Origin of the sequence: uncultured Brevundimonas sp. (assembly GCF_963974615.1) — a bacterium.
In the GTDB taxonomy this organism is placed as follows: domain Bacteria; phylum Pseudomonadota; class Alphaproteobacteria; order Caulobacterales; family Caulobacteraceae; genus Brevundimonas.
Genome location: NZ_CAXBDH010000020.1, coordinates 1 through 12,237 on the forward strand (window position 1 = coordinate 1; position 12,237 = coordinate 12,237).

9 protein-coding genes are annotated in these 12,237 nt (G+C 69.8%); 3 read left to right on the plus strand and 6 right to left on the minus strand.

Annotation, left to right across the window (positions count from 1 at the left end; genetic code table 11):
* Positions 1-55: 55 nt before the first annotated feature.
* The gene (locus AAC050_RS12900) at positions 56-262 is read right to left on the minus strand and encodes a hypothetical protein (protein WP_339915497.1); all 207 of its coding nucleotides are present in this window, start codon (positions 260-262) and stop codon (positions 56-58) included.
* A 221-nt stretch (positions 263-483) separates the two neighbouring features.
* Between AAC050_RS12900 and AAC050_RS12905 the strand changes: the two genes are divergently transcribed.
* The 3 genes from AAC050_RS12905 to AAC050_RS12915 all read left to right on the plus strand — a co-directional run bounded on the left by AAC050_RS12905 (position 484) and on the right by AAC050_RS12915 (position 5,187).
* Positions 484-3,321: a hypothetical protein gene (locus AAC050_RS12905; RefSeq protein WP_339915498.1), complete on the plus strand. Its 2,838-nt coding sequence runs from the start codon at positions 484-486 to the stop codon at positions 3,319-3,321.
* A gap of 133 nt (positions 3,322-3,454) precedes the next feature.
* Positions 3,455-4,378, plus strand: a complete 924-nt coding sequence (locus tag AAC050_RS12910) for a sulfite exporter TauE/SafE family protein (protein WP_339915499.1) — start codon at positions 3,455-3,457, stop codon at positions 4,376-4,378.
* A complete protein-coding gene (locus AAC050_RS12915) occupies positions 4,375-5,187 on the plus strand; it encodes a TIGR02186 family protein (protein ID WP_339915500.1) in 813 nt (270 codons plus the stop codon). The genes AAC050_RS12910 and AAC050_RS12915 overlap by 4 nt, the downstream gene beginning before the upstream one ends.
* A 21-nt stretch (positions 5,188-5,208) precedes the next feature.
* Here AAC050_RS12915 and AAC050_RS12920 read toward each other — a convergent pair whose 3' ends face one another.
* Genes AAC050_RS12920 through AAC050_RS12940 form a run of 5 tightly spaced genes read right to left on the minus strand, consistent with a single transcriptional unit; the run spans position 5,209 to position 12,058 of the window.
* Positions 5,209-6,408, minus strand: a complete 1,200-nt coding sequence (locus tag AAC050_RS12920) for a winged helix-turn-helix domain-containing protein (protein ID WP_339915501.1) — start codon at positions 6,406-6,408, stop codon at positions 5,209-5,211.
* Positions 6,409-6,427: 19 nt separating this feature from the next.
* Entirely contained in the window at positions 6,428-7,546 is a 1,119-nt protein-coding gene (gene hisC / locus AAC050_RS12925) for a histidinol-phosphate transaminase (protein ID WP_339915502.1), read from the minus strand.
* Positions 7,547-7,560: 14 nt separating this feature from the next.
* Positions 7,561-8,244: a hypothetical protein gene (locus tag AAC050_RS12930; RefSeq protein WP_339915503.1), complete on the minus strand. Its 684-nt coding sequence runs from the start codon at positions 8,242-8,244 to the stop codon at positions 7,561-7,563.
* The gene (locus AAC050_RS12935) at positions 8,244-9,293 is read right to left on the minus strand and encodes a DUF2125 domain-containing protein (RefSeq protein ID WP_339915504.1); all 1,050 of its coding nucleotides are present in this window, start codon (positions 9,291-9,293) and stop codon (positions 8,244-8,246) included. The genes AAC050_RS12930 and AAC050_RS12935 overlap by 1 nt, the downstream gene beginning before the upstream one ends.
* Positions 9,294-9,337: 44 nt before the next feature.
* On the minus strand, positions 9,338-12,058 hold the full coding sequence (locus tag AAC050_RS12940; RefSeq protein WP_339915535.1) for an ATP-dependent DNA helicase: 2,721 nt from the start codon (positions 12,056-12,058) through the stop codon (positions 9,338-9,340).
* Positions 12,059-12,237 lie beyond the last annotated feature (179 nt).

The window sequence follows — 12,237 nt, forward strand, 5'->3', positions numbered from 1 at the left end:
AACTGGAGCGAAATCTGAGCCGAGTTGGACTGCGTCCAACTCAACCGATTTTGCTTTAGTAGGGCCGCTGCGCCACCCCGGCCAGGGTGCCCAGATGGATGACCGTCAACAGAACCACCGCCGCCGACAGGATCATCAGGAACCGCCACGGCATCAGGCGCGGACCACGCCGGATGTCCGGCGGCCGGGCCCCGCGCCATCCGGCGAACAGGGTCAGGGCCAGGGCGGCGGCGAGCAGGGTCAGGGTCACGGTCAGGGTCACGCGTCAGCAGGTGGGCGACGCCGGGATCGGGCGCAAGGGCCAATTCCTTGCCGGGAAGTTAATCTTCACCTCTGGTTAACCACGATCAGGCGACAAATCGGCAGGCGGGTGACGCTTTCCACAGGAACTTGGCCCGCCCCCTACATCTTGGGGTTAACCATGCGTTTACACCCCTGATCTGGACGTCTAGCGTTCACATCTAGAGGTCGGGAGGCGAATCAGTGAGCGCAGCCGCGCCGTGGAGCGTAAAGGGTATCGAGCCCAAGGCGCGTGAGATCGCCAAGGATCTCGCGCGGCGCTCCGGCATGACGCTGGGCGAGTGGCTCAACACCATGATTCTCGAAGACGATGACGGCGAAGAGGGTGTCGTGCCGCTGGCACGCCGCAGCCACGCCGCTGACACCGTTGAGCGCCGCGGGCGCTATCGTCGGGTCGATGACGCCTATACGCCGTCGTATACGCCCCCCTATTCGCCGCCCGAGGAGTCGCGGGATCGTCTGAGCGCCTCGATCGACGCCATCGCCGCCCGTCTGGAAGCGTCAGAGCGTCGCTCGACCGTCGCCATCCAGGGGGTCGACCAGGCCGTGACCGGACTGGTGCGCCGGCTCGAGGGGCAGGATCAGGCGGGGGCCGCTCACAACCGCCGCATCGACGACATCGCCGAGGAACTGCGGGAGGGCCACAAACGCCTGCGCCACTTCGAGCAGGAAGTCGGTCCCCGGACGCTCGAGACCTTCGACAAGGTCGAAACCTCCATCGGGGCCCTGGCCGGGCGTCTGTACGATATAGAGGAGCGCCAGCGCACCGGCGTCAACGAGCTGCGCCAGCGCATGGAACAGCTGGAGACCGTCGCCGGTCCCGGCCCGGGCAGTGATCTGCTGGCGACCGTGGCTGCGCGTCTGGATGCCGCCCAGGCCTCGACCGGTGAGGCCCTGCGCGGGCTTGAGCGGTCGTTCGCCGGCCTCGACCAGCGTCTGCGGGCCGCCGAAACCCGGGCCGAGCCGGAGAGCAGCCGCGAGGCCGCCCGGTTCGAGAAGCTGGCCGAAACCCTGACGCGCCAGATCGAGGCCAACCGCACCGACATGATGCGTCGGCTCGATACCGCCGAGACCGAAGGCCGTATGGCCCGGATCGAGAAGGCGGTTACAGCGATCGGCGAACAGGCCCGGACCTCGGATCAGCGTTCGGCCCAGGCGGTCGAATCGATGGGCCGCGAGGTGCTGCGCATCGCCCAGAATCTGAACGGCCGGATCGGCAAGGTCGAGGCCGACGTGCCCGGCCAGCTGGCCCGTCTCGGTGACCAGCTGACCAAAAAGGTCGAGAAGGACATGGGGCGCTATGTCCAGGTCGTCGATCAGCGGCTGGTCAGTTCGGACGATCGTCACGCCCTGGCCCTCGAGAAGCTGGGCGGTGAGATCACCCGTATCTCCGACCGGCTCAGCGACCGTATCGCCCAGTCCGAGCGCCGCTCGGCCCAGGCGCTTGAAGATATCGCCAAGCGAATGGCGGACAGTTCCTCGACGATCGAGCAACGCTATGACCGGGCTTCGGGTGAACTGGCTGAGCGCATGCGCCTCAGCGAGGAACGCACGGCGCGGTTGCTGGTCGAGGCGCGCGACAGCATGGAGCAGCGGGCCAAACCCGTTCCGGCTCCGACTCCGGCTCCGGCTCCGCCCCCGGATCTGGCGTCGAGCCTGGCCCAGCCCGACTGGCGGGCCGACGTCTTCAAGGACGACGATTTCAGCAGCGATTTCGATGACGGCAACGGGTGGTCGGACCATGCCGCCGCCGGCGATCCCGCGCCCTTCCCCGGTGCTGTGGCCGCCGCTGCCCCGCTCGGTTCTGCCGTCGCTGCTGAAGCCGTGCGCGACCCGGTTCTGCTCGCGCCCGAGGCCGAGCCCGAGGTCGAGCCTGAGACACAGCCTGCCTCCGAGCCGATACTTCCGCCGGCTCCGGAGGCCGTCGCGGTCCCGTTCGGCAGCCCCGCTGGGACGGCCCCTGTTTCGGTCAGCTTCGGCGGGGCCGATGTCTCCGATGCGCTTGAGGTGACCGCGTCCGTGCCTGTTACGGAGGCTCCCGCCGGCTTCGCGGATGTCGATGAGGATTTTGCCGCAGAGACGGATTTCGTTGATGCCCGGGCCCTGCGCGCGGCGGCGGCGGCCGGTCGTGCTGCCTCGACCCGCCAGACCATCGATGCGGCCCGTGCCGCCATGGCCCCGCCGGCCGTCGAGGAGCCCCCGCGGGCCGGCTTCGGCCTGAAGCGCGGCGGCAAGTCCCGGCTGCAGGAACGACTGGACAAACAGGCGGCGCGTGACGGCGGTACCGTCCGCAAGGCGCTGGGGGCTTCGGCCGCCGCCGTCCTGCTGACGGCCGGCGGATTTTACGCCTATGGCGAGCTGACCGGCGCGGGGATGGTCCTGCCGCAGTTTTCGCTGGGCGGCACCAGCCCGTCGACGGACGCTCCCCTGCTGGCCCTCGCCACGACCCCGACGGCCCTTACGCCCGCCACGCCCGAAGAAACGGCCGAGCTGGCGACCCTTTATGCCACCGCGGTTGAGCAGATGGACGCGGGTGATACCGGCGGAATCGAGACCCTGACCCGGGCCGCCAGCCTCGGCTATGCGCCCGCCCAACTGCATCTGGCGGGCCTGTATGAGACCGGTCAGGGGGGCGTGACCGTGAACGCCGAGGAAAGCCGGCTGTGGGCCCGACGCGCGGCCGACGGCGGCGACGCCCGGGGCATGCATGCCTACGGCATGTATCTGTTCGACGGGGTCGGCGGTGCGCGTAACCGTCGCGAGGCCCTGGACTGGCTGCTGAAGGCCGCCGATCGCGGTCTGGTCGACAGTCAGTTCAATGTGGCCCGCATCTATGAGAGCGGCGACGAGGGTGTGGCCGCCAATCCGGGTGAAGCCTACAAATGGTACCTGATCGCGGCGAATGCGGCCGATGCCGATGCGCGTGACGCGGCGGCGCGGCTGGAGCCCCGCCTGTCCTCGACCGTGCGCCGGACGGCCCGGACCGCCGCCGCCGCCTTCCAGGTGGAGCCTCTGGCCTGAGTCACCGCTGGATTCTGACGAATTCCGCAAGCTATTGCGTGCAACGGGTGGTGATGACCCTCCCGGACCACTAAGAGATTTTCACCGTCGCCTTCCCGGCGCCTAGCGTTCGTTCCAGCCGAAGGCGCGTCCTTTGGATATCTATCTACCGATTGCCGAGGTTTCGGTAAATTGGCCGTTCCTGGTGATCCTGGGCGCGGTCGTCGGCTTTGTGTCCGGGCTGTTCGGCATCGGCGGCGGCTTCCTGATGGCCCCCATCCTGGTGTTCATGGGCATACCGCCGACCGTGGCCGTGGCCAGCCAGGCCAGCCACGTCGTGGCCTCCTCTACCTCCGGCGTCATCAGCTATTCCAGCCAGGGCTTGGTCGACTACCGTATCGGCGGCATCATGGCGGCCGGTGGCGCGCTGGGCGCACTGCTGGGTGTGGAATTGTTCCGCTATCTGAGGCTGCTGGGACAGGCCGATCTGGTGGTGGCCCTGTCCTATCTGCTGTTCCTCGGGGCCATCGGCTCGTTGATGCTGAAGGAAAGCCTGACCCAGATCCTGCGCCGCCGCCGCGGCGAGACCGCCCCGCGCAAGGAACGTCGACGGCCGATGTGGCTCTACGGCCTGCCGTTCCGCATGCGCTTCCCGCGCTCGGGTCTGTACATCAGCGTCATCCCGCTGATCGGTCTCGGCAGTTTTGTCGGTGTGCTGTCGGCCATCATGGGAGTCGGCGGCGGCTTCATCCTGATCCCGGCCATGCTCTATGTGCTGCGCATGCGGGCCAGTGTGGTGGTTGGTACCAGCCTGTTCCAGATCATTATCACCACGGCCCTGACCACCATCCTCCAGGCCGGACGCAACCAGACGGTCGACATCGTCCTGTCGTCCCTGCTGTTGTTCGGGGGCGTGGTGGGGGCCCAGTACGGCGCGCGCCTGTCAGGCCGGTTCCGCGCCGAGTCCCTGCGCGCGGCCCTGGGGCTCATTGTCCTCGGCGTAGGCGTCTATATGGGGCTGGAGCTGTTCGTGCGGCCCGGTGACATCTTCAGCCTGGCTCCGGGAATCGCCGGATGATGGTGCAAGCTCTCCCGCCGCAACTGCCCGCTTTCGAGGCTCCGGCCCCGGAGCGCTCGGTCGCGACCCAGCAGGAGTTGCGTGTCGCGGCGGCCCTGACCGAGGCCCGGGTCAATGTCGACTCCAGTTTCCGCGGGGCCTCGATCGTCCTGTATGGCGCGGTGTTCAATCCAACCGACCGGCCGGCGGATGTGGTGGTGGTGGTGCGTGGTCCCGACGCCCCGCTGCGCCTGGTCAAGAAATCCCGCACCCTCGGTGTCTGGCTCAACAGCCGGCCGGTGCTGTTTGAGGGGGCACCCGGCTTTTACATGACGGCCTCGACCCGGCCATTGGGCGATATCGCCGATTTCGGTCAGCTGCGCCGTCTCGGTGTCGGGGTCGATCACCTGCGCATCGACGCCCCGCAGGAGGCCAGCACGGTGACCCGCTACGGGGTGCGAGACGTGGTCATCAGCCGGTTGGGCGAAGACTATCTGGACTGGCGCCGCGCGGTGATCCGCCTGCGCGAGGCCGCGGCCCTGTACGATACCGATCCGCACGGCGTGCAATTCGTCGACAAGGGCCTGTTCCGCGCCGAGGTCGACCTGCCGACGGTCGCCCCGACGGGTCAATATTTCGCCGAGGTCTGGCTGTTCCAGGACGGAGCCCCGCTGTCGGTTTCCAACCTGACCCTGACGGTTGAGAAAGTCGGCATCGAACGGGACGTCTATGAGTTCGCCCAGACCCGTCCGTGGATCTACGGTATTCTGTGCGTGATGCTGGCGACCTTCACCGGCTGGGCGGCGAGCCGGATCTTCCGGCGCAACTGATCCATCGCGGGCGCGCTCAAATCAGTCGCCCGATTTCAGTCTGTCCGTCAGATCTGCGGCCAGATCGCCCCGATCGACCACCTCGACCCGGTCCAGACCCAGCCAGCGGGCGGTCAGACGTAATTCCTGCGCCAGGGCTGTCGGCGTCTCTGACGTCGCATCCGGTTCGCGCCAGGCCGCCTGGACCCGCAGGATACCGGTCTTGCGATCAGCTTTCAGGTCGACCCGGGCGGTGATCGCCTCGTCCTGCAGGAAGGGCAGGACATAGTAGCCGTGTACCCGCTTGTGGGCCGGGGTGTAGATCTCCAGCCGCACCTTCACCCCGAACAGCCGTTCGGTGCGCTCTCGGAACCAGATCAGATTGTCGAACGGTGACAGCAGGGCCCGGGCGGCGATGCGCCGGGGCTTGCGACAGGCCGGGTCCATGAAGGCCGGTTTGTCCCAGCCCTCGACCGTGACCGGCACCAGCTCACCAGCCTCGACCAGTTCGCCGATCCGGGCCCGGGTATCGGCCAGGGGCAGGCGGAAATAGTCGCGCAGGTCGGCGGCGGTGGCCACGCCCATGGCCTGGGCTGACAGGCGAACCAGATCACGCTGGGCCCCGGCCTCGGTCGGCGTCGGCTGGTCCAGCACCGCGGCGGGCAGGGCCCGTTGGGTCAGATCATAGACGCGTTCGAACCCGCGTCGGGTGGTGGTGGTGATCTTGCCGGACCAGAACAGCCACTCCAGCGCCCGCTTGCCGTCGGACCATGACCACCAGCCCGGCGCGCCGCGCGGACCCGTGGCGAAATCCCCGCCGGTGACCGGGCCGCGCTTTTCGATCTCGGCCAGGATGCCGTCGATATAGTCGCGTCGCTCGCGCCCGAACCGGGCCGTGCCACTCCACAGACCCTCGCCGGCCTCGGCCCGGGCCATGCGCCAGCGAAACAGGGGCTGGCTCTCCAGCGGCAGCAGCGAGGCCTCATGGCCCCAGTATTCGAACAAGCTGGGCGTTCGACCCCAGGCCTCGGCCTCGAGGGCCTCGCGCGGATAGTGACCGAGGCGCGAAAAGGCGGGCAGATAGTGGGTGCGGCTGACGACATTGACGCTGTCGATCTGGATCACGCCCAGATCGCGGGCCGTCTTGCGCAGATGGCGTGCCGAGGCCGTGTCGGGTCGGGCGACGCCGAACCCCTGGGCCGCCAGGGCGATGCGCCGCGCCTGGGCGGCGGAGAGACGCACCGGCCCGGCCACACCGGGCCTATCGGGCCGCGAACTCGCTGAGCGCGTCGATGACGGCCCGGTTCTGGTCCTCGGTGCCGATGGTGATGCGCAGGCAGTCGGGCAGGCCGTAGCCGCCGACGGCGCGGACGATGATGCCCTTGCCGTTCAGATAGTCATTGGCGGCGGTGGCGTTGCGGGCCTCGTCCGGGAAGCGGACCATGACGAAATTGCCGGCGCTGGGCATGACCTCGAAGCCGAAGCCGCGGATGGCCTGGGTCAGGCGCGGTCGCCAGGTCTGGACCAGATCGCGCGAGGCCTTCTGGTGGGCCTCGTCGCCGAGGGCGGCGGTGGCGGCCTCAAGCCCGGGCACCGAGACATTGAACGGCAGGCGAATGCGGTCGACTGCCTCGGCCACGGCCAGCGGCGCATAGCCGAAGCCGATGCGCAGGCCACCGAGGCCGTGGATCTTCGAGAAGGTGCGGGTTACGACCAGATTGGCGGCGTCACGCGCCAGCGGGAAGGCGGTCTCCCAGTCGGGCTCGACCACGAATTCGGCATAGGCCTCGTCGACCACCAGCAGGATCGAGGACGGCAGGGCCGCATGCAGGCGACGGATTTCCTCGCCGGAATTGTAGCTGCCGGTCGGGTTGGACGGGTTGGAGACATAGACGAAGCGGGTGCGCTCATCGACCTGTTCCAGCAGGGCATCGACCTCGGCCTTGTAGCCGGGCTCGGGGGCCAGCTTGACCTCGGCCTGGTTGGCCTTGGCGCTGATGCGATAGGCAAGAAAGCCGTACTGGCCGGTGACGATATTGTCGCCCGCGGTCAGATAGGTCTGGTTCAGCAGGGCGAACACCTCGTCCGAGCCATTACCGAAGATCAGCCGCTCGGGCTCCAGTTCGTGATGCTCGGCCACGGCGGCGCGCAGTTTTGTCGCCCGGCCGTCCGGGTACAGATGGATGTTGGCCATGGCGGCGGCATAGGCCTCGCGTGCCTTCTCGCCGGCCCCGAGCGCATTCTCGTTCGACGACAGCTTCATCGGTTCGGTGATGCCCGCGATGGCCGACTTGCCGCCGACATAGGGGGCGATGTCGAGGATGCCGGGCTTGGCGATCGGGCCCCGGAGCGCGGAGGCGGCGGTCGTGTCGTCGGTCATGGTCGTCCTCGAGTTCAGAATACCGGAGCCGCGCCGATGATACCGGCGAGGGTGCCGGGCGCACCGTTCAGGCGACTGTCGTCGGCCTGCACATAGCCCGCCAGTATGAACAGCTTCAAGCCGCCTGCCGCGATCAGGGGGGTGGCGGCCAGTCCGGCCTGACCCAGGGCGGTGACGATTTTGGCGTCACCCTGCCCGCTGTCACTGACCCAGAAGGTCCGGTCGTCGCCGGTCGGGCCGGAGGGACGACGGTCGACCATCAGGGCCAGCGGACGGCCGTGGCGGTCGTCGGGCAGGGCAGCGGTCACCCGGAGTTCGGGCTGGGCCAGCAACCGGCCCCACCAGGGCCGGTCACCGGTGAGGTCGATCAGGGCCCGGTGCCCGTTCCGGACGGCCGTCAGCGCCGTCTCTGGGTCGGTGGCGAGCCGGGCAGACAGGCCGAAGCGATCGGCGGCCAGGGTCCGGGCGACACCGCCCCAGATCGTCAGCGGCGGTGCGGTGGCGGCCTCGAGGCGTCCCAGCAGGGCCCGCAACAGCGGAACCTCATCCGGCGCGATGTCGGCCAGCTGTTCGCGCAGGGCGATGGCCTCGGCGTCCGGGGTCGTGCGGGCCCCGGCGGCGATCCGGGCCCGGGCGGCAGCGATCAGGGCGTGATCCAGGGCGTCGCGGGCCGCGTCCCGGTCGGGCTCGATCAGCATCAGAACAGTTTCGGGGCCGGTGACAGGGCGAAGGGGCCCACCCAGGTGCGGCCGTCGCGGAACACCAGCGGCAGATTGATCGCCGAGGTCTCGCCCGTCAGCGCCGTCGCCGTGGCCGCCCCGGCCGCGGCGGCCCGGTCGACGCCGGTGACTCCCGAACGGGCCAGTCCGGCGAGGGCCGGCAGGGGCTTGTCGGCGATCAGGGCGACAGTGCCCTGCAGGCGGCCGTTCGTGTCGATGGTCAGGACATCGCTGGACAGGGTGGCGGTGCTGACTCCGGCCTTCAGTTCGCCACGTACGGCGGTGAAGCGTCCGCCCGCATCAGCCCAGGTTTCGAGATCGCCGAGTATGGCCCGACCCCGCAGATGATCCGCGCCCGCGATCGTCGTCTCGATCCAGCCCTCGACCGGGCCCTGGACGGCAAGACCGTCGAGCAGGCTGCCCGGACGGGCGCGGGCGTCGGTCAGGCGGAACAGCACATCAACGTCCGCGCTGGTTGCCGCCCCGTCGACCAGATGGGGGCGGGCCTCGATCTGCAGCTGTCCGGCGCGCAGGATCGGGAAGGGTTCGGCCCCGGGGTGGGGGGTGAAGACCGGCTGGTCCAGCTGAATCCGCAGGTCGGGGAAGCGCGCCTTCAGGTGACTGACGCTCATGCGCAGGGCCTGGCCGCGTACCGCCATCTTGCTGTGGTCGGCCCGGGTCAGGACCAGACCTTTGGGGGCGATGAGCACCCATTTGTCCGGATTGTAGGTGCTGGCCTCGGCGATCAGGGACGGTGCGGACACGGCGCGACCATCGGGGGCCGTCACCGTGGGATAGGCGACGGCGATCCGGGTCCGGAAGGGCCAGCCTGTGGTGGTGATCCGGCCGTGCCCGATCTCCCAGCCCGCCGCCCGCATCTCGACCGCGCGGGCCTCGATGCCGCTCTCGATCTGATGAGTCAGGTAGAACCACCAGCCGGTCCAGGCGACCAGTACGGCCAGGGCGATCAGCAGCGGGGTGTACAGGCCCTTGCGGCTGTGGCGGAGGATCGGCGGGGGCACGGTCATGTCCGTTCCGTATCAGCCGACCACGGCCAAAAAAAGCGTGTCGGTCACCCTTTTGCCGCTTCCGGCCGGGGCTCCAGAAATCCGCTGACCGTTTCGACGGCCTCGGCCAGACCCATGCGTAACACCTCGGTTCCCGGAGGCAGGCCGGCGAACAGCCGGGTCGGGGTGGCGGCGTCCAGCATCACGAACACCCCCTTGTCGTCGCCGCGCCGGATCAGCCGGCCGAAAGCCTGGGCGATGCGGGCCCGGGCCAGGGCGTCGTCATAGGCCCGACCCTGCGCCCCCTGTCCGCCGAACCGTTCACGCCGGGCCCGGTGCAGCAGGTCCGGTCGCGGCCACGGCACCCGGTCGAAGGCGAGGATGCGCAAACTGCGGCCCGGCACATCGACCCCGTCGCGCACCGCGTCTGTGCCCAGCAGACAACTGTCCTGTTCGGCCCGGAACACATCGACCAGCGCCCCGACCTCGAGCGGATCGACGTGCTGGGCATAGAGGGGGATGCCCTCGCGGGCCAGATCGGGCCCCAGCCGTTCATAGACGGCCTTCAGCCGGCGGATGGCGGTGAACAGGCCCAGACCGCCGCCCCCCGCGGCCAGGAACAGCTCGCGCATCGCCGCCGCTGTCTGGCGGGCGTCGTCCTTGATCAGGTCGTTGACGACGATGACCCGGCTGTGGGCCGCATAGTCGAACGGGCTCTCGACCTTCAGGGTCCGCGCCGGTTCGATCAGCCGCGCCGCGCCGGTGCGCATTCGGGCCATGTCGAACGGGTCGCCGTCCCCGGTCGTCGCCAGCGGATCGGACAGGGTGGCGCTGGTCACCAGCACGCCGTGGGCGGGCATGATCACCGCGGCCTCCAGCGGCACGGTCGGGTCGATCCAGTGACGGCGCAGGGCCACGTCATGGATACGACCGAAGGCGGCCTCGGCGGTCAGCCAGTCGACGAAATCGGGGTCAGCCTCGTCGCTGCCCTCGTCCAGCGCCGCCAGCATCGACCGCCAGCCGGGCAGGGTCATACGCGCGCGGCGGTCGAGACCCCGCAGGGCCCCCTCGATGCGGGCGCGCTGCGATCCGTCCAGATCGGCCGCCTCATCGTCCAGCACGTCTTCCAGATGCCGCGACAGGGCCAACAGCGGGGCCTCGACGGCGGCCAGGGCCTGGGCGGCGGCGCGCGCGGCCTCCAGCACCGGTTCGGTCACCGGCCGCAGCGCGCATTCCAGACCGAACTCCGTGCCGCCCGCGCCGCCGTCACCGGCCCGGGCCCGCAGCTGTTCCAGCGCGGCCAGCAGGAAGGTCTCGATCGGCCCGATCGGATTGACCTCGCCCGAAGCCGGGGCGATCCGACCCGACACCCCTTCGCCCGGCAGCTGGGCCGCGGCCCGCACCGCATCGTTCAGGGCCTTCTGCGCCGCCTCATTGTCCGCGCACAGATCACCCAGCCGCTGCTCCAGCCCGCGCCCGCGCCGCCCCCGCCCTTCGGGCCCGCGGATCCAGCGGCGCAGCTCGGCCGATTCCTGGCCCGACAGACAGGCGGAAAAGGCGCTGTCGGCGGCGTCGAACAGATGGTGGCCCTCGTCGAAGACGATCCGTTTCAGCGCCGCCGTCTCGCCGTCCTGCTTCAACCCCCGGGCCGAACGGGCCCCGTCGAACGCCGCCTGGGTCATCACCAGCGCGTGGTTGGCCACGACCAGATCAGCGCGGCGGCTGGCGCGGATGGTCTTTTCGACGAAGCACAGCCGGTAGTGGGGACAGGCCGCGTGGACGCATTCGCCGCGCCGGTCGACCAGATTGGCGGCGCTGGCCTGCTGGCCCGATCCGACCGCGAACAGGCCCGGCAGCCAGCCCGGATAGTCACCGCCGGTCATGTCGCCGTCGCGTGAATGCAGGGACCAGCGCGCCGCCAGCGCCATGCCGATCAGGTCACCGTTGCCCAGCTGGGCCGCCTGAACCATGTCCTGCAGGTTCAGCAGACACAGATAGTTCTCACGTCCCTTGCGCACTACGGCCTTGCGCTTGCGCTCGGCCGGGTCGGGCCAAAGGGCGGCGCTCTCGCGGTCGATCTGGCGCTGCAGGGCGCGGGTATAGGTCGAGACCCAGGCCGCCCCCTGATTGCGCTCGGCCCACAGCGAGGCCGGGGCCAGATAGCCCAGCGTCTTGCCGGTCCCGGTCCCGGCCTCGGCCAGCAGCATGCGCGGCCGGCCCTCCTCGTCGCGCGGCGAGAAGGCATAGGCGGCCTCGGCGGCATAGTCGGACTGGGTCGGACGGGTCTCGTCCAGACCCGAGGCCTGCAACAGCTTTTCCAGCCGGATACGGGCGGACTCAGAGTCGACGGGGGCGGACCCGGACTCGCCACGCGGGGCCTCATCCTCCCACTCGGTCATCCGGCTCCAGACATCGAGGCCCGAGCCGCGATACTGGCGCGCCCGCACCGGCTGGTGCTGCAGCGCCCCCGACACGCGCTCTCCCCAGGCCCAGCCGGCTTTGGACAGGGTCTCGATCAGGGTCATCGCGTCCTCGCGCCGCGGATAATCAGGCCCGGCCAGTTCGCGCAGCAGGGCGTCGGCGGCGTGACGCAGGGCCACCGCCTGGGCCTCGGCCCCCTTCGGTTCGCTCATGCCCAGCGCCAGGGCCAGCCCACTGGGCGACGGGGCGCAGAACCGGGCCGGTCGCACAAAGGCGAACAGCTCCAGCACATCCAGCAGATCGGTCGACCGCGGCGGCGGGGCCAGACCCAGCCGCCGCGCCGTCAGACTGGCATGGGCCACCATCACCGGACCGCCGGTAAAGACCCCTTCGGCCGCCCCGCGCCCGATCTTGCGTGCCCCGTCGGCATCGCAGATCGCCCCCGCGCCCGGCGGTATGGCCAGGGCGGGCGGCAGCACCAGCCACGGCTCCGCACCGGTGACGGCGGGGTGGGCGGCGGCGGCGATGACGGATTCGTCGGACA